General features: G+C 38.2%; 17 protein-coding genes. 14 read left to right on the forward strand and 3 right to left on the reverse strand.

All coding sequences use genetic code 11. From position 1 onward, the window contains the following. Positions 1–563 precede the first annotated feature (563 nt). The 11 genes from MKY94_RS10290 (at position 564) to MKY94_RS10340 (ending at position 10,215) form a co-directional block, all read left to right on the forward strand. Complete coding sequence (locus MKY94_RS10290; protein WP_342578628.1) at positions 564–1,805, forward strand: substrate-binding domain-containing protein; 1,242 nt, start codon at positions 564–566, stop codon at positions 1,803–1,805. A 106-nt stretch (positions 1,806–1,911) separates the two neighbouring features. Then, positions 1,912–2,679: an ABC transporter ATP-binding protein gene (locus tag MKY94_RS10295; RefSeq protein WP_342578629.1), complete on the forward strand. Its 768-nt coding sequence runs from the start codon at positions 1,912–1,914 to the stop codon at positions 2,677–2,679. Then, entirely contained in the window at positions 2,663–3,370 is a 708-nt protein-coding gene (locus MKY94_RS10300) for an ABC transporter ATP-binding protein (protein WP_342578630.1), read from the forward strand. The genes MKY94_RS10295 and MKY94_RS10300 overlap by 17 nt, the downstream gene beginning before the upstream one ends. Positions 3,371–3,383: 13 nt before the next feature. Continuing rightward, on the forward strand, positions 3,384–4,244 hold the full coding sequence (locus MKY94_RS10305; RefSeq protein WP_144536461.1) for a branched-chain amino acid ABC transporter permease: 861 nt from the start codon (positions 3,384–3,386) through the stop codon (positions 4,242–4,244). Positions 4,245–4,251: 7 nt separating this feature from the next. Then, complete coding sequence (locus MKY94_RS10310) at positions 4,252–5,265, forward strand: branched-chain amino acid ABC transporter permease (RefSeq protein WP_151109861.1); 1,014 nt, start codon at positions 4,252–4,254, stop codon at positions 5,263–5,265. Beyond that, the gene (locus MKY94_RS10315; protein ID WP_151109859.1) at positions 5,262–6,284 is read left to right on the forward strand and encodes a 3-oxoacyl-ACP synthase; all 1,023 of its coding nucleotides are present in this window, start codon (positions 5,262–5,264) and stop codon (positions 6,282–6,284) included. The genes MKY94_RS10310 and MKY94_RS10315 overlap by 4 nt, the downstream gene beginning before the upstream one ends. Before the next feature lie 2 nt (positions 6,285–6,286). Next, positions 6,287–7,180 (forward strand): alpha/beta hydrolase, encoded by an 894-nt coding sequence (locus MKY94_RS10320; RefSeq protein ID WP_342578677.1) that lies wholly within the window; start codon positions 6,287–6,289, stop codon positions 7,178–7,180. 2 nt (positions 7,181–7,182) lie between these two features. Beyond that, positions 7,183–7,923 (forward strand): 3-oxoacyl-ACP reductase FabG, encoded by a 741-nt coding sequence (gene fabG / locus MKY94_RS10325; protein ID WP_342578631.1) that lies wholly within the window; start codon positions 7,183–7,185, stop codon positions 7,921–7,923. A gap of 19 nt (positions 7,924–7,942) precedes the next feature. Beyond that, on the forward strand, positions 7,943–9,427 hold the full coding sequence (locus MKY94_RS10330) for an AMP-binding protein (protein WP_342578632.1): 1,485 nt from the start codon (positions 7,943–7,945) through the stop codon (positions 9,425–9,427). Positions 9,428–9,484: 57 nt separating this feature from the next. Further along, entirely contained in the window at positions 9,485–9,907 is a 423-nt protein-coding gene (locus MKY94_RS10335; RefSeq protein WP_144537192.1) for a thioesterase family protein, read from the forward strand. A gap of 2 nt (positions 9,908–9,909) precedes the next feature. After that, positions 9,910–10,215 carry a hypothetical protein gene (locus MKY94_RS10340; RefSeq protein WP_144536451.1) on the forward strand — a complete coding sequence of 102 codons (306 nt, stop codon included), beginning with the start codon at positions 9,910–9,912 and terminating at the stop codon, positions 10,213–10,215. A 310-nt stretch (positions 10,216–10,525) separates the two neighbouring features. Here MKY94_RS10340 and MKY94_RS10345 read toward each other — a convergent pair whose 3' ends face one another. Both MKY94_RS10345 and plsY read right to left on the reverse strand, forming a co-directional pair. Further along, entirely contained in the window at positions 10,526–10,819 is a 294-nt protein-coding gene (locus MKY94_RS10345) for a HesB/YadR/YfhF family protein (protein WP_144536449.1), read from the reverse strand. 117 nt (positions 10,820–10,936) lie between these two features. Further along, positions 10,937–11,542 (reverse strand): glycerol-3-phosphate 1-O-acyltransferase PlsY, encoded by a 606-nt coding sequence (plsY, locus tag MKY94_RS10350; protein WP_144536447.1) that lies wholly within the window; start codon positions 11,540–11,542, stop codon positions 10,937–10,939. A 467-nt stretch (positions 11,543–12,009) separates the two neighbouring features. On the opposite strand from plsY, the gene parE reads away from it, so the two are divergent. From parE to MKY94_RS10365, 3 genes are read left to right on the forward strand one after another with little or no spacing between them, the layout of a single operon-like run. Then, complete coding sequence (gene parE, locus MKY94_RS10355; protein WP_340863156.1) at positions 12,010–13,980, forward strand: DNA topoisomerase IV subunit B; 1,971 nt, start codon at positions 12,010–12,012, stop codon at positions 13,978–13,980. After that, a complete protein-coding gene (gene parC / locus MKY94_RS10360; RefSeq protein ID WP_151109853.1) occupies positions 13,977–16,406 on the forward strand; it encodes a DNA topoisomerase IV subunit A in 2,430 nt (809 codons plus the stop codon). The genes parE and parC overlap by 4 nt, the downstream gene beginning before the upstream one ends. Before the next feature lie 17 nt (positions 16,407–16,423). Then, entirely contained in the window at positions 16,424–17,632 is a 1,209-nt protein-coding gene (locus tag MKY94_RS10365; protein WP_151113666.1) for an MFS transporter, read from the forward strand. Here MKY94_RS10365 and MKY94_RS10370 read toward each other — a convergent pair. Then, the gene (locus tag MKY94_RS10370) at positions 17,608–17,832 is read right to left on the reverse strand and encodes a hypothetical protein (protein WP_151109851.1); all 225 of its coding nucleotides are present in this window, start codon (positions 17,830–17,832) and stop codon (positions 17,608–17,610) included. The two genes, MKY94_RS10365 and MKY94_RS10370, sit on opposite strands and share 25 nt — an antisense overlap. Between the last annotated feature and the right edge of the window lie 79 nt (positions 17,833–17,911).

Raw genomic sequence — 17,911 nt, forward strand, 5'->3', positions numbered from 1 at the left:
AGTTAATGGATACGCTTTTAAGCGTATGAATAATATTTTGATTCTTTACCTAATCAATTTTATAATTCCTATTTTTAAAAACACGAATATTAAGAGAGAATACTGAAAAACATATGCTTTTTAAGTGTTAAGAATAATTGAATACCGCTTTAGGTGGACGCTTTCGGTGGGGAGAGCGATAAGCCATCATCCGTCGCTAACGCGCGCGGATATGATGGCTTATCTGTATCACTCATCCCACGGGAGTCGCCAACTTCGCTACAAAAAATACCTAATAATGTTCGTGTATAATCGGTAAAACGCTATTTATGAAATGGACTCATATGTAAAATATTATAAAACTCCTAGTATATGCAGGAAGCGAGGGTGGATCTTACTCGCTTATAAAATGTAATCTTTCCATAAACAAACATAAAAAAGTAACTAAGCCACTTAAGCCCCTGATGTCTTCGTCATAAACATGCTAATACAAAACAATCTTGTAACTTATTTGTAACTCCTATTTTGTACATTTAAAGCGAAGCATGAGAGCGCTTACAAAATTATTTGGGAGGTATGGAATATTGAAAAAATGGAGTTTATTTTTAACGCTATTATTGGTTTTTATTTTTACTGCTGCTTGTAGTGAGGATTCTGTTAAATCTAGTGAGAAGTCCGGTGAAACCACTCCTGCTTCGGGTGAGGTGACGGAAGGCGGGACTATTAAAATTGGGGTTCTTGCCTCTTTAACAGGAGCGCTTGAGTCCTATGGAAAGCAAACCAGAAATGGTATTGAGCTTGGCTTAGAGTATGCTACGGACGGAACGATGGAGGTAGCAGGAAAAAAAATCGAGGTTGTATTTGAGGATACAGAAACTAAGCCTGAGGTTGCGGTTCAAAAAGCAACGAAGCTTTTGGAAGAAGATGAGGTTGATTTCTTAGTAGGTTCCTCTAGCTCCGGTGATACATTAGCAGTTCTCCCCCTTGCAGAGGAATATGAAAAGATTATGATCGTTGAACCAGCAGTTGCAGACAGTATTACTGGATCAGAGTTTAATCCATATATATTCCGTACTGCTCGTAATTCTTCACAGGATGCGGTTGCAGGAGCAGCTGCTATTGCAAAAAAGGGAGTAAAGATAGCGACATTTGCGCCTGATTACTCCTTCGGTTGGGATGGGGTTTCTGCCTTTAAAGCCGCAGCTGAAAAGTTAGGAGCAGAGGTTGTATTAGAAGAATACGCTGACCCTGCCGCTACGGATTTTACATCGAACTTACAAAAGGTGATTCAAGCAAAACCAGACTATCTGTTTGTTGTTTGGGCTGGTGCTAACTCCCCATGGAACCAAATTGCTGATCTAAAATTGCAAGACAAAGGTATTAAAATCTCTACTGGCGCACCAGATATCCCGGCACTTTCTATTATGGAACCGCTAGTTGGTATGGAAGGATTCTCGGTTTATTATCACACATTACCAGACAATAAGATAAATGATTGGTTAGTAGATGAACATAAAAAGCGTTTCAATGGAGAAGTACCAGATTTATTCACGCCTGGAGGGATGTCAGCTGCGATTGCCATAGTAGAAGCTTTAAAAAAATCTGATGGTGATACGGATGCGAATGAATTGATTAAATTGATGGAAGGAATGTCCTTTGAAACACCTAAAGGAAAAATGACTTTCCGTCCGGATGATCATCAAGCCCTGCAATCCTTATATTCTATTAAGTTAGAAAAGCAGGAAGGCATTGCTTACCCAGTACCAGTGCTGATTCGTGAATTGTCACCTGAGGAAACGGAACCACCAATTTTAAATAAGAAGTAACTATATTGAAGCAAGTGACAGCCTAACATTCATTAGGCCTGTCACTAACCTTGCTATAGACTCTTTCTAAAGCAAGGTTAGTGATAGAAGAGAGGAGTCAAATCGTATGGAGCCTATATTAAGAACTGAAAATCTGACAATCAAATTTGGCGGCCAGACAGCAGTAGATCATGTAAATTTTGTTATGCCAAACAAACACTTTAAATCCATTATCGGCCCAAATGGTGCAGGAAAAACAACCTTTTTTAATTTAATCAGCGGTGAGTTGAAGCCAACAGAAGGAGAGGTTTTCTTTAAAGGTCAATCTATGGCTAAGTATTCCTCCATAGAGAGGACTCGAATTGGACTAGGTAGATCCTTTCAAATAACGAATGTTTTTCCTAATCTGACTGTCATGGAAAACGTACGTCTTGCTGTGCAATCAAAGCAGAAAGTCCGCTATCAGATGCTTCGTCATTTCAGTAGCTATCAAGAATTTCGGACTGAAGCGGAACAATTACTCGAGATAGTTCTACTGTCTAAGAAAGCTAATGCACTTGCCAATGAGCTTTCTCATGGAGAAAAGAGAAAATTAGAAATTGCCATGCTTCTTGCTTTAGATACGGAAGTACTATTGTTGGATGAACCGACAGCTGGAATGTCCTTAGAAGAGGTTCCGGCTATATTGGATGTGATAAAGCAGATTAAGCAAAAGGGTAACAAGACGATTTTGTTGATTGAACATAAGATGGATATGATTTTAGATCTCTCTGACTCTATCATGGTTTTGTTCAATGGAAGGCTGCTTGCTGATGGTAGCCCTAAAGAAATCATGAACAATGAAACTGTTCAAAACGCATATCTGGGAGGGTTATACGATGAGCACCTTGCTTAAATTAGATAACGTACACACGTTTATAGGGCAATATCACATTTTACAGGGAGTTTCCTTCGAAGCAAAGGCTGGAGAGGTGAGTGTGCTGCTTGGTCGAAACGGTGCAGGGAAAACGACCACTTTGAAAACAATAATGGGCCTCACACCTGCCTCTAAAGGGATCATTAAATACGCGGGTTCGTCTATTATCTCCCAGCATACACACCAGATTGCATCAGGCGGTATCGGCTATGTACCGGAGGATCAAGGTATTTTCGGAGCTTTAACAGTCGAGGAAAATCTAAAGGTAGCCATGCGTAAGGAAGATGATGCTGCAAAAGAAAGACAAGAATATGTCCTAGAGCTATTCCCAGATCTTAAGAAGTTTTGGAAAAAGAATGGTGGACACTTATCTGGAGGACAAAAACAAATGCTTTCGATGGCTAGGGCTTTTGTAAATGAAAGTAATCTTTTACTGATAGACGAACCTTCCAAGGGCCTAGCACCAGTCGTTATTGAAAAGGTTATGGAAGCAATTATTGAAATGAAGAAGCAAACAACCATTATCCTGGTAGAACAAAATTTTATGATGGCCAGCAAAATCGGAGATACATATACACTAATCGATGATGGTGAAACTGTTCAGTCGGGAAAAATAAGCGAGCTTATCCAAAATGAAGAATTGAAAAGAAAATATCTCGGTATCGGGTGAAGGAGGAAGCTACATGGAGTTAATCATCAATTTATTGATAAACGGATTGGCGACAGGCATGTTGATTTTTTTATTGGCAGCTGGATTAACCTTGATATTTGGATTAATGGATGTTTTAAACTTTGCACATGGGGGCCTATTTGCCTGGGGAGCTTTTTCTGGTGTTTGGTTTTACAGTTTGACGGATAGCTTTACCTTAGCGATTATAGGAGCCATTTTAACAGGTGTAATATTAGGTTTTATAACGGAAAAGCTAATTATTACACCTGTTTATGGGAACCATGTACAACAAATATTAATAACTTTAGGATTTATGATTGTGCTTTCTGAAATGCTGAAGGTCGTTTTTGGACCAAATCAGATGGCAGCAAAAGTTCCACCTTTGTTAGCTGGAAGCTGGGAATTTGGAGATGTCATTATTATTAAATACCGTTTGTTTATCATTAGCATTGGTTTTATCGTATTCGGTATTTTTCAATTTATTTTAAAGCGTACGAAAATCGGACTGACAGTACGTGCTGGTGTGATGAATAAGGAAATGGTGCAGGCGTTAGGTATTAATATTAAAAAGGTATTTTTGTATGTATTTATGACAGGTGCAGCGCTCGCGGCTTTAGGAGGTGCTTTAATGGCACCTTACTCTGGAGTTGTATACGCTGAAATGGGAATGGAGTATGCGATATTAGCCTTCATCGTGGTGGTCATTGGAGGAATGGGTAGCTTTCCAGGTTCATTGCTGGCAGCTATTCTAGTAGGTTTAGCAGGAAGCTTCATGGCGTATTATGTTCCAGCTCTATCACTTGCGGTCAATATGCTGCTTATGGCAGTCGTATTAATCTTCCGTCCGCAAGGTTTGTTTACTGCGAAAGGATGATACAAGGATGAAGTTAAAATCTACATTTCAAATTAAACATGGAGTGCTGTTAGTAATTGTCGCGGCATTTACCATATTTCCATTTGTCTCAGACTCTCGGACATGGACTATACTATTGACTCAAATATTCATCTTTTCTATATTAGCGATGAGCTATGATATTTTGCTCGGCTATACTGGCATTGTATCTTTCGGTCACGCTATGTTCTTCGGGATGGGAGCATATGCGACGGCGATTATGTTAAATCATTTTGAGTCTACAGTTGGAACATTCTTACTTTCAATAGCTGTAGGGATGGTTATTGCAGGTGTCATCAGCTTTTTAGTTGGGTTGTTGACGCTCCGATTAAAAAGTCACTTCTTTGCTATGCTGACCATGGCAGTATCCGGCCTGTTTCTCGTCCTTGCGGAAAAGTGGAGAACCTTAACCTATGGAAATGACGGTTTTACATTTAGAGCCCCCGAGGTTTTTAGAGATCGCATGGTGTTTTATTTATTTGTGCTTGGAAGCCTCCTGCTAGTTTACCTATTTTTAAGAAGATTTGTAGATTCTCCGCTTGGTAAGGTTTTGATTGCAGTGAGGGAAAATGAGCAAAGAACCAAGTCACTTGGATTCAATACGCTTCATTATAAAGTAATTGCTTCAGTAGTTGCCGGAGTAGTTGCTAGTCTTGCTGGCTCGTTATATGCAATATCCTTACGCTTTGTTAATACAAGCGTGCTCACAATGGATATTACGCTCGATGCCTTACTAATGACAATTATTGGTGGAGTAGGCACATTAATAGGTCCAATTATAGGCGCAGGGGTTATAGAGCTAGCTCAGCATTATCTTTCCGGACTTGCAAAAGAACATCCGATTTTTGAAAGATGGATCATATTCTTCGGGGTTGTTTATATTCTCGCTGTTATTTTCTTTCCTAGAGGCATTGTTGGTACTATTCAACAAGCTTTTTGGAAAAGGAAAAACAAGAAACATAAAGTTGAAGTTGCTCCTAAAAGAAGGGAGTTAGCTAAATGAGCATAGGAATTGTCAGTACTGGTATATATATTCCTGAAGCAGTTATGACTGCTGAAGATATCGCTACACAATCCAATCTCCCTCTAGAAGTCGTCAAATATAAAATGGGTATATCAAAAAAGCCGATACCAGGGAGAGACGATCATACAGTTGCTATGGGAATATGGGCAGCAGAAAAAGCGTTACAAAAAGGAAATGTGGATCCAAAATCTATCGATCTAATTATTTATATAGGGGAAGAACATAAGGAATACCCCCTGTGGACAGCTGCTATTAAGATACAAGAGGAGCTAGGAGCCTTTCACGCTTGGGCTTTTGATGTTGCACTACGCTGTGGAACAACAATTATGGCGATGAAGGTGGCAAAGAGCATGATGTTGGCTGATCCTTCTATCCAAACGGTTTTACTTGCTGGAGGATATCGAAACAGTGACTTTATTGATTATACAAACGAAAGTACTCGTTTCATGTTTAACCTGGGAGCAGGAGGAGCGGCGATGATTTTAAAAAGAAATTACGATAAAAATATTCTTTTAGAGTCAGATATAATCACGGACGGCTCTTTTTCAGAGGACGTGTTGGTGCCAGTTGGGGGAACCAAGCAACCTCTAACCTCTGAACTCTTGGAAAACGGTATGTATCGTTTAGATGTAATGGACCCACAGGGGATGAAGGCAAGATTAGAACAAAAATCTATGGACAATTTTTTAAAAGTTGTTCGTAACGCATTATTGAAAAGTGGATACAGTGAAAAGGACATAGATTATCTTGCCATCCTCCATATGAAAAAATCAGCTCATGATTATGTATTAGGTGAGTTAGGCTTAACTAAGGAACAATCGATTTATTTAAGTGATTATGGGCACATCGGACAAATGGATCAAATTATATCATTGGAATTAGCGGAAAAATCAGAGAAAATAAAGAGTGGAGATATTGTTGTTCTAGTTAGTGCAGGCATTGGCTATGCATGGGGAGCAATAGCTGTTAAATGGGGAACTGAAGGGAGAAAAATATGAACATGACATTGCAAAAAGTAACATTGGCAAATGGGGAGTCTATCACTTATAGAAAGAGAGAGGGAGGTGATCGCGTAATCGTTCTCGTTCATGGCAATATGACTTCATCTAAGCATTGGGATGTATTAATCGATGCATTTGATGATTCTTTTACTGTAATCGCCCTTGATTTGAGAGGCTTTGGAGGCTCAACCTATTATACTCGAGTAAATGGGATAAAAGATTTTTCGAATGATCTCAAGGATTTTATAGATTCGGTTGCACTTGAAAAATTCGATTTAATCGGTTGGTCTACCGGTGGGGCAATATGTATGCAGTTTGTAATAGACAATCCCGGATACTGCGAGAAGCTTATTTTATTGGCTTCTGCTTCCACTAGAGGATATCCATTCTTTGGTACGAATGCAGATGGTACACCTAACTATACAGAAAGATTACAAACTATAGTGCAAATCGAAGAAGATCCGTCTAAAACGAAAGCCATGCAGGGTTTGTACGATACAAAAAATAAAGAGGGCTTAAGGGCAGTTTGGGATGCTGTAATTTATACGCATAGTAAACCGAATGAGCAGTTATATGAAGAGTATCTAGAGGATATGCTAACACAACGAAATTTAGCAGATGTGTATCATAGCTTAAATACTTTTAATATTGGCGCTGATCATAACGGGGTGTCAAAAGGTTCCAATCAGGCAAAGGACATAACGATTCCAGTTTTAATACTTCGAGGAGATCGAGATTATGTAGTAACAGAGGAAATGACACAAGAAATAGTTTCAGATTTAGGAGACAATGCTACATATATACCTTTAGTTAACTGCGGTCACTCTCCCCTTATCGATGATCTCGGGCAATTGTTAGGAGCTATCGAAAAATTTTTAAAGGAGGAGAGATGATTATGGGAATTCAAGATAAGGTTGCTATTATTACTGGAGCAGCTAACGGTATTGGTTCTGCAGCAGTCCAACGCTTTGCAGAAGAAGGAGCAAAGGTGGTTTTAGCTGATTTTGATCAGAGTGCGGGGAAATCTCTAGAAAAAGAAATGAGAGAAAAGGGCTATAATGCAGTATTTATCCAAGTGGATGTGGCGAATCGGGAAAGTGTAGATGCAATGGTGGAACAAACACTGGAGCAATTTGGAGAGATTCACATTTTGATAAATAATGCGGGAATTACTCGTGATGCCATGTTAACTAAGATGACTGCAGAGGAATTCAGCCAAGTTTTAGAAGTCAATCTAAAAGGCGTGTTTAACTGTACACAGGCTGTTGTTCCTCACATGGTAGCAAATCAATACGGAAAAATCATCAGTACTTCCTCGGTCAGCGGGGTTTATGGAAACGTGGGCCAGACCAATTATGCGGCTTCAAAGGCAGCGGTAGTAGGGATGACTAAAACATGGGCAAAAGAATTAGGTAGAAAAGGGATTAATGTGAATGCGGTAGCTCCTGGCTTTACTGCGACGAAAATGGTAGCGAAGATGCCAGATAAAATCATTGAACAGATGAAGTCTGTTGTAGCTCTACAGCGTCTGGCCGAGCCACAAGATATTGCGAACGCTTATTTATTTTTAGCTTCCGATGAATCTAGTTACGTACACGGACATGTATTACAAGTGGATGGCGGTATCATGATGTAAGGAAAGGTGCGTTGCCAAGATGTTTACTGAACAGGCATGGATTTATAAGAGGGCAATCCTCTCTCCAAGCAAGAACGCTTTAATAGATAGCAGTAGTGGCAATGTATGGACCTACCATACATTATGGGAACAAATAAAAGGATGGGCCAATTATTTTGAAAGTCAGGGATTTGAAGCCGGGGATAGAATAGCCGTGCTTTCTCAAAATAGAATTGAGCTATTTGCCATATTATTTGCTTGTGGCTTGAAGGGGCTAATATATGTCCCGTTGAATTATCGACTAAGCACTAACGAATTACAGGATATACTAAATAATTGCTCTCCGGTGACGATCATTTATGATGAAAATCATATAGAATTGAGCGAATTTTTCCCAACTTATAAAACGCTTTTGTTATCGAGTGTAACAGTTTCCCATAACAGTGATTTTCATTTTAACACTGATTGGAAACCGGATGACCCATGGCTCATTATTTATACGGGAGGAACAACGGGAAGTCCAAAGGGTGCAGTTCTATCATTTGATAATGTGAATTGGAATGCTATCAATACAATTATCAGCTGGGGATTAAATGACGAAGATTGCACACTAAACTATATGCCTATGTTTCATACGGGGGGACTAAATGCATTGTGCATACCTATTTTAATGGCGGGAGGCACTGTAGTTACAGGTAAAAGATTCCAAGCAGAGGAAGCTTTAAAGTTCTTGGATATTTACAAGACTACTCTTTCGTTATTTGTTCCGACGATGTACCAGGCTATGCTTGAAACAGAATATATAAAGAAGTCTATCTTTCCGACAGTTAAGTGTTTTTTGTCAGGAGGTGCACCTTGTCCTCGAGCTATATATAATAGGTTTGAAAAAATGGGAATTTTGTTTAAGGAAGGCTATGGCCTGACCGAGGCAGGACCAAACAACTTCTTTATCGATCCCCAGCTAGCAAGGCTCAAAAAGGGGACAGTAGGTAAGTGTATGCAATTCAACGAAGTAAAGGTAATAAATGAATACGGGAAACCTTGTCAATCAAATGAAGTTGGAGAACTATATGTTTCGGGAAGGCATGTTTTTAAGCAATACTGGAATAATGAACAGGAAACGGTGAACACGTTTGAAGGGAAATGGTTAAAAACGGGGGACCTTGCGATGTTTGATGAAGAAGGTGATTTCTTCATAGTTGGCCGTAAAAAAGAAATGATTATCTCTGGAGGAGAGAATATTTACCCTATAGAGATAGAACAACTTCTTGCTGAGCATCCTAACGTTAGAGAAGCTGCCGTACTTGGAATAGAGGACGATAAGTGGGGAGAATGTGTCACTGCTTTTATCTCCTACGCTAGCTCTCCACAATCAGAACAGGATCTTATCGCTTATTGTAAAGCAACGCTAGGTAGCTATAAGGTTCCTAAGAAAATATACTTTTTAGAGGAACTGCCGAGGACAGATGTAGGTAAAATTGATAAAAAAACATTAAAAGAGATGGCTTTGAAGGCTGTAAAGTAACCCTTTACAGCTTTTTTTGCTGTCTTTTTGTATAATAAAGGTGAGGTGACTAAGGATATGTTCATAAGTGAAAAAGAAATTGAAGTGCGATACGCAGAAACCGATCAAATGGGAGTAGTGTATCATGCAAACTATTTAGTTTGGTTAGAAATGGGGCGAACTCAGCTTATACAAGATTTGGGCTTCTCCTATGCTGGTTTAGAGAAAGACGGATACTTATCACCAGTAACCAATGTAAATATAAATTATAAAGCTCCTGTAAAATACGGAGACAATGTTAAAGTACGCACATGGATTGAAAAGCATGGAAAACTAAGAACAACCTATGGCTATGAAATTGTACATACGGATGGAACACTGTCTTCTACTGCAACAACGGAGCATGTCGTGGTTCGAAAGGAAGATTTTAAACCAGTGGCGCTTGCAAAGATCGATGCGGCTTGGGATAGTAAGTATAAAGAAATTGTGAAGGAATCCTAATCGTGGCATTCGGTATAAAGAGGGAAGAGTTGACAAGCTGGAAGCAAGCAGTAGAAAACAAACAAATCGCTTTTTTAACTCATTATTGGACAGATGAACGCTTTCCTGGATGTAATACAGTAACTAAGGTGGGCTGTAGCGATATTGCTAAGCTCATTGAGTGGGGTAAGCAGTATGATTTAAAAGAAGAATGGATCGATTATAAGGAAGCATACCCTCATTTTGATTTGTTTGGAAAGTATGAATATGAGATTATGAAAAAAGAAGGTTTATTGGAGCAGTTGAGAAGGTTTCGTTTCGTGCAGTAAAATAACAAGTTTTAATTAAAAAAACAAGTCGGATGAATATTTCGACTTGTTTTTTTAGATGGAGATGGTGTTAATGACCGGTTAGCAGGTATTTATAACCGTATAGAATCTTTTATGACCGGATAGCGAAGATTTATGACCGGATAGAATTTTTTATGACCGGATAGCAAAGATTTATGACCGGATAGAAATTTTTATGACCGTTCAGCAGGTACTTATGGCCCGATAGAATTTTTTATAACCGGATAGAAAACTTTGCGACCGTTCATCTATTAAAAGAAAAGAAGATGGTAAGATTACCATCCTCTTTTTAGCTTTTCTTGTAGGAATATTCAAGTTCATTTGATTGGTCGTTGAATGTTACGTAAAGATCATGGCCATTGAAATACCATTCATCTCTTTCCTCTATAAAAAACATGATGTCCTCATGCATGAGAGTTACAGACGGTTCAAATGGAGTATCCTTCGTTACACCTAGAGAAAAGGCCTCATGCATAGGACTTGCTCCTCCATAACGTGCGTAGAAACGAATTTTATCACCTTTGTCCGCTTCCATTTCCTCATGGAACCATTTCAAAGCATCTGTCGAGATATTGATTTTCATCTGAACCACCAAGCTTTCTTTATATTTTCGCTGTTTTTCATGAGTTTAGTCTATATTATTTTAGTACAATCCACAAAGAATTTGTCTAACAATAAAGAGTGTCTCTGTCGCAAAAATTTAAATCCACTTAACTTTTGGCTCAGTCCCATTTTTAATACGCTCGATATTGGCACGATGACGATATAAAATGAATATAGCAAGTAACGACACAATAACGATTAACGGCCAGTCCTTTTCCACTGTAAAATAATAAACTATAGAATAAATAATTGCTATAATCGCTAAGCACATCGATGTTAATGAAACCATTTTCGTTATTTTTAAGATAATAAAAAATCCTAAAACTAATATTACGAAAATCGGCCAATTATAACCTAGAAGAATACCACCTGAAGTAGCAACTGCCTTACCACCCTTAAATCCAGCGAAAACAGGATAGATATGTCCAATCACCGCTATTATTCCTAAAATAAGAGGATGTACATTTGCTGAAGCAAAGAACGGAAGGAAGCCTAATAGGGTAGCAGCAGTTCCTTTAAGAATATCCATTATTGTAACTACTAAACCAGCTTTTTTACCAAGTGTCCGAAAAGTGTTAGTTCCACCTAAATTACCACTACCATGCTCTCGTATATCAATGTTATAAAATAGCTTACCAACCCATAGCCCAGATGGGATTGATCCAATTATGTAAGCAAGTAAAAGTAAAATGATTATTGTCATAGTGTGCTCCTTATATTTATCTACTGATAATATGATAACTTTCTTATTTTACCATGTACATGAGTTTTTATTCAATGACAAGAAAAGAGGATAAATACAGATATACATAAGAGTTTGTGCACATTTAGTATGACTGTAGCAATATTACAGAATTTTAGTATGACTTAACTCACAGAAGGACCAAATCTTAACTTTTAAAAAGTTTCCTACTGAAATAATCCAAGTTTTTACGATATACTAATTATACGATTGTTCTTTTAAACATATGTTAGAAGCTTTGTTTAAAAGTAAAGAAGGAATTATTTAGGTGAATAGAGAATGCAAGAAAAGGGTAGATTGCATTCTAATTGAACTTTCACTACAATTGAAGTCTGGCCTGTCCTTCAGCGCTATTGACATAATGACAATCTGTTTGTAGGCTTAAAATAGAAAAAGAACAAACGTTTTGTTTTTTTGGGGGGAACGAATTGAGTAAAAATAATAATTTAACAAGCTATGGCGATGATGATATTCAGGTGTTAGAAGGCTTGGAGGCCGTAAGAAAAAGACCAGGAATGTATATTGGATCTACGGATGCAAGAGGTCTTCACCATTTAGTATACGAGATTGTAGACAATGCGGTGGATGAAAGCCTTGCTGGATTCGGTGATCATATTATCGTCACTATACACCAAGATCAAAGTATTACAGTGAGAGATTTTGGCCGAGGTATGCCAACTGGAATGCATAAAACGGGTATTCCCACTGCAGAGGTTATTTTTACTGTGTTACATGCAGGTGGTAAATTTGGACAAGGTGGATATAAAACAAGTGGGGGTCTACATGGTGTAGGTGCTTCTGTAGTAAACGCTCTCTCTTCTTATGTAGATGTAGTAATTCATAGAGATGGTAAAAAATTTGCTCAACGCTTTGAGGACGGAGGAAAAGTAGTACAGTCTTTAACTCAAATTGGCGCAACGAAAGAAACAGGGACTTCTGTTCACTTCTTGCCAGATAGCAAAATTTTCTCTACCACTAAATATAATTATGAAACATTATGCGAAAGACTTAGAGAATCAGCCTTTCTATTAAAAGGTTTAAAAATTGAACTGATTGATGAACGTACGGAGTCTCATGACGTTTTCTTCTTTGAAACAGGAATAGAAGCTTTCGTAGCTTACTTAAATGAAGAAAAAGACGTTTTACATCCAGTTTTTTATATGGAAGGAAGTCATGAAGAGATTGAAGTAGAGTTTGCTTTCCAATTCAATGATGGATATTCAGAAACTATTTTATCTTTTGTTAACAACGTAAGAACAAGAGATGGCGGGACACACGAAACAGGTGCTAAGTCGGCTTTAACGCGTGTGTTCAACGACTATGCTAGAAAATCAGGCTTATTGAAGGAAAAAGATAAAAATTTAGATGGTTCGGATATTCGTGAAGGGATTTCAGCAATCATATCTCTTCGAATACCAGAAAATCTTTTACAATTTGAAGGACAAACAAAAGGGAAATTAGGTACGAGTGAGGCAAGAAGTGCTGTTGACGCTGTAGTATCTGAAAAGCTACAGTATATCCTCGAGGAAAACTCCGAGCTATCTGCTTCTTTAATTCGTAAGGCAATTAGAGCTCAACATGCTCGTGAAGCAGCTAGAAAAGCACGTGAAGATGCTCGAAATGGGAAAAAACGTAAGCCTTCCGAGTTATTATCAGGTAAACTAACTCCAGCTCAATCAAGAAACGCTAAGAAAAATGAATTATATCTCGTAGAGGGAGATTCTGCAGGTGGATCTGCGAAGCAAGGTAGAGACAGAACTTTCCAGGCAATCTTACCCCTCCGAGGAAAAGTTATAAACACAGAAAAGGCAAAGCTAACCGATATCATGAAAAATATTGAGATTGCTACTATCATTCATGCAATTGGTGGCGGAGTTGGAGCAGATTTTAAAATAGAGGATATTGCATACGACAAAATTGTTATTATGACTGATGCCGATACGGATGGAGCACATATTCAGGTTTTATTACTCACGTTCTTTTATCGCTATATGAAGCCATTGATCGAAAATGGCAACATTTATATTGCTATGCCTCCTCTATATAAGGTATATAAGGGAATGGGCAAAAAAGAGGTCTTTGAGTATGCATGGACGGAAAAAGAGCTCGATGTTGCTATGGAAAGAATCGGAAAAGGTGTAATGCTGCAACGTTATAAAGGTCTTGGTGAAATGAATGCCGATCAATTGTGGGACACGACGATGAACCCTGACACTCGTACATTAATACGAGTAACTATTGAGGACGGTGCTCGAGCGGAGAGACAAGTGACTACACTAATGGGTGACAAAGTAGAGCCACGTAGAAAATGGATAGAAGCAAACGTAAACTTTAGTTTAGACGATGATTCTAACATCTTAGAAAATGACAGAATTCACACGGAGGATGAATTAGTATGACACAAACCGAAAAATATCAAAATTTACCCTTAGAAGAAGTAATAGGTGATCGGTTTGGACGTTATAGCAAATACATCATTCAAGACCGTGCATTACCCGACGCCCGAGATGGTCTTAAGCCTGTTCAGCGTCGTATCTTATTTGCGATGCTTCAAGAAGGGAATACAAACGACAAACCCTTCCGAAAGTCAGCTAAAACAGTTGGAACAGTAATTGGTAACTACCATCCACATGGTGATTCCTCTGTTTATGAAGCGATGGTCCGCATGAGTCAGGACTGGAAGCTACGTCATATGCTTGTTGAAATGCATGGTAACAACGGTTCAGTGGATGGAGATCCACCCGCTGCTATGCGTTATACAGAAGCAAGACTTTCTGCAATCTCACATGAACTATTAAGAGATATTAATAAGAATACGGTTGACTATATACCAAACTTTGATGACTCTGACATGGAGCCACTCGTTCTACCTGCCCGTTTTCCTAATCTACTAGTAAATGGTGCCACTGGTATTTCTGCTGGATATGCGACAGACATACCTCCACATGCTCTACATGAAGCGCTAGATGCAGTTTTAATGCGTATGGAAAACCCAGCATGTACAGTGGATGAGCTTATGACTGTTATTAAAGGACCGGATTTTCCAACAGGCGGCATAATTCAAGGTGTTGAAGGTATTAAAAAGGCATACGAAACCGGCAAAGGGAAAATCGTTGTACGTTCTAAGGCAGAAATAGAAACGATTAAAGGCGGCAAAGAACAAATTGTCATCACAGAAATTCCTTATGAAATCAACAAAGCTAACTTGGTCAAAAAAATAGATGAACAACGTTTAGATAAAAGATTAGATGGAATCGCAGATGTTCGGGATGAATCAGATCGAACTGGTTTACGTATTGTGATAGAGATGAAAAAAGAAATTGATGCTCATGGCATATTACAATACTTATTTAAAAACACTGATCTTCAAATAACTTATAACTTTAATATGATCGCAATTCACAATCGTAGACCTACCATGATGACATTGCCTTTACTACTTGATGCGTACATCAATCATCAAAAAGAAGTGGTTACTCGTAGAACAATTCATGATTTGAAAAAAGCAGAAGAGCGCCTTCATATCGTCTCTGGTCTTATGAAAGCCTTATCTATTTTAGACAAGGTTATTAAGACGATACGTGCATCCAAGGATAAAAAAGATGCGAAAAACAATTTGATAAAATCATATGATTTTTCTGAAGCACAGGCAGAGGCTATTGTTTCCTTGCAGCTTTACCGCTTAACTAATACAGATATAACCGAGCTTCAAGAGGAAGAGATTAAGTTAAATGATCTTATAAAAAATCTTGAAAGTATCCTTGCTAAGGAATCTGTATTGATGAAGACCATCAAGAAAGAGTTGCAAGTTGTTCGTAAGCAGTTTGCTGAACAGCGTAAATCCGTTATTGAAAATGAAATAGAAGAGATAAAGGTAACACTAGATGTGCTAATCCCTTCTGAAGAGGTTATCGTTACCGTTACAAAGGATGGTTATATTAAACGCACGAGCTTGAGATCATTTAATGCATCCAATGGACAGGACTTTGCTATAAAAGAGTCCGATTACCAGCTATATCAGGAGTCAATCAACACGCAGCATCACCTTCTGTTGTTTACTTCCAAAGGAAACTATATTTATCAACCAGTGCACGAGTTGCCGGATATCCGCTGGAAGGATCTAGGACAGCATATATCTAGTATCGTACCTCTCGAGTCAAATGAAACAATTATAAATGTAATAGGCATTGACTCATTTGATTTAGACTTATGTGTTTTAACTGCAACTAAAGAAGGACAAATAAAACGATCTCTTCTTTCAGATTATGTAGTCCAAAGATATGCACGACCAATTAAAACCATTAAATTAAAGGCGACTGATGAGCTAATATTAGCTCAGCTAGTGGCACCTTCTGATGAAATACTAATGACTACTCATTTGAGCTATTCTGTTCGCTTCTCCTTAGACGAAGTGCCAATCACAGGGGTTAAAACCAGTGGGGTTAAAGGCATCAATCTAAAAGATGAGGATTATGTTGTTAGTGTGAATGTAGTACCACAACAAAGCAATGATGATATTATGTTAATTACTCATCGTGGATCTGTGAAGAGAATGCATCTTTCAGAAGTTGAGCCTGGCGTTCGCGCGAAACGGGGACTTGTCACGCTTCGAGAATTAAAAACAAACGCCCATCGCGTATTTACTGTTGTTTTGGCAAACAAATCAGAAGGTTTAGTAGTGGAAACAGAAAGAGGACATCAAGAAATAATTGAAGTGAATAGCTTCCGTCCGACAGATCGTTATTCTAACGGATCATTTGTAATAGATACAGAGAAAGATGGGCAGCTTCTTCGAGTATGGAAGAAACCAGTAGAAGAATCCTAAAAGATGGGAAAAGGGATATGTGGAGAAATAGGAATGTTTGGATTGTTCTTATAGGGGAATTAATTGCTGGTTTAGGGCTTTGGAGCGGAATCATAGGAAACTTGGAATTTATGCAGGAAAAGGTTCCTTCAGATTTTCATAAGTCCTTGCTGCTCGCTAGTGGTTTGCTTGCCGGAATCCTTGTTGGACCACTAGCGGGTAGAATAATTGACCAATCAAACAAAAAGACGGTACTAATTGTTTCTGGTATTGGTAGAGTGTTTAGTGTGTTTTTTATGTTCGTTGCTATTGCAACTGGTTCCATATGGTGGATGTTATTGTTTTTAATATGCCTACAGGTGTCAGCATCTTTTTACTTCCCAGCTTTACAGGCAACGCTGCCGTTAATTGTTAAAGATGAAGATTTACTGCAGTTAAATGGCTGGCATATGAATGTGTCGACCATTGCTAGAGTTGCTGGTACTGCGATAGGGGGACTTGCACTTGTTTACTGGCCTATTCAATCATTGTATATTATTTCCTTGATGGCTTATCTAGGCATATTAGTATTTTCTTTTATGCTTCGAATTGATGAAGCTGGAACGGATAAAGTGATCATTACTAATGGACCGAGAACGGATGGGTTTAAAGAAGTTTTTCCTATGCTTAAGGGTAATACTCCTGTATTGCTGACACTCTTTTTAACATTGATACCTGTTTTGTTTTTAGGGTCGTTTAACCTGATTGTCATTAATATTAGTGAGATTCAGGACTCATCTTCTATCAAGGGCATCATTTATGCAGTGGAGGGTGTTGCTTTTATGGTTGGGACCTTGGCTATTAAGTACATTGGAAAAAGATATAGTACAAAATCTATTCTTTTTACATTTGTTTTCATCATTGGTTTTGCTGAAATGTCTATGTACTTTGTTGCAAATCCATTCTTAACATTAGTAAGCTTTGCTTTATTTGGTTTTTCCATAGGCTGCTTTTATCCTACAGCACTGACTATTTTCCAAAAGCAAGTGTCTAAAGAGTATCATGGTCGTTTTTTCTCCTTTCGCAATATGTTGGACCGAGTTTCTTTCCAAATTGTCTTATTGTCCACTGGAGCAATGCTAGATTTGATAGGTCTTGCTTATATGATGGTGATTTTCGGAGTATTTAGTATAGGGCTAACAATTGTTTTCCTTTTACAAATTCAAAGGAGAAAGCTTTCTTTTCAGATTCCAACTGCAAGAACATAATAAAAAGCATTTCCCTCGAGGTGTACACCTTGCTGGAAATGCTTTTTATGTTTGTTATTATAGTGAAGTAGTTTTTCCTTTTTAGTCTTAGTCACTCTTACATGAGTACTAAAATCTACTTCGTTTCTCATCGATGACACATCTTTACCGGTTGTTCTCAACTGATGTAATCTTTTTTTCTTGGCATTTGATTTGGCCATATAGTTCTCTCCCTTTAAAATAATTTTCTCCTTCTATATTAAAGAAAGTGATTGTAAAATTCAATCTTTAACATATTTC

The sequence above is a fragment of the Psychrobacillus sp. FSL K6-2843 genome, assembly GCF_038626375.1.
Lineage (GTDB): Bacteria > Bacillota > Bacilli > Bacillales_A > Planococcaceae > Psychrobacillus > Psychrobacillus faecigallinarum.

Bases quoted from the DNA above. Each gene is read 5' to 3' on its own strand.
- MKY94_RS10335 (WP_144537192.1), top strand. From the start codon at position 9,485: ATGTTCATAAGTGAAAAAGAAATTGAAGTGCGATACGCAGAAACCGAT.
- fabG (WP_342578631.1), top strand. From the start codon at position 7,183: ATGGGAATTCAAGATAAGGTTGCTATTATTACTGGAGCAGCTAACGGT.
- MKY94_RS10365 (WP_151113666.1), top strand. From the start codon at position 16,424: ATGTGGAGAAATAGGAATGTTTGGATTGTTCTTATAGGGGAATTAATT.
- parC (WP_151109853.1), top strand. From the start codon at position 13,977: ATGACACAAACCGAAAAATATCAAAATTTACCCTTAGAAGAAGTAATA.
- MKY94_RS10345 (WP_144536449.1), bottom strand. From the start codon at position 10,819: ATGAAAATCAATATCTCGACAGATGCTTTGAAATGGTTCCATGAGGAA.
- MKY94_RS10320 (WP_342578677.1), top strand. From the start codon at position 6,287: ATGACATTGCAAAAAGTAACATTGGCAAATGGGGAGTCTATCACTTAT.
- MKY94_RS10300 (WP_342578630.1), top strand. From the start codon at position 2,663: ATGAGCACCTTGCTTAAATTAGATAACGTACACACGTTTATAGGGCAA.
- MKY94_RS10295 (WP_342578629.1), top strand. From the start codon at position 1,912: ATGGAGCCTATATTAAGAACTGAAAATCTGACAATCAAATTTGGCGGC.
- plsY (WP_144536447.1), bottom strand. From the start codon at position 11,542: ATGACAATAATCATTTTACTTTTACTTGCTTACATAATTGGATCAATC.
- MKY94_RS10370 (WP_151109851.1), bottom strand. From the start codon at position 17,832: ATGGCCAAATCAAATGCCAAGAAAAAAAGATTACATCAGTTGAGAACA.
- MKY94_RS10330 (WP_342578632.1), top strand. From the start codon at position 7,943: ATGTTTACTGAACAGGCATGGATTTATAAGAGGGCAATCCTCTCTCCA.
- MKY94_RS10310 (WP_151109861.1), top strand. From the start codon at position 4,252: ATGAAGTTAAAATCTACATTTCAAATTAAACATGGAGTGCTGTTAGTA.
- MKY94_RS10305 (WP_144536461.1), top strand. From the start codon at position 3,384: ATGGAGTTAATCATCAATTTATTGATAAACGGATTGGCGACAGGCATG.
- MKY94_RS10315 (WP_151109859.1), top strand. From the start codon at position 5,262: ATGAGCATAGGAATTGTCAGTACTGGTATATATATTCCTGAAGCAGTT.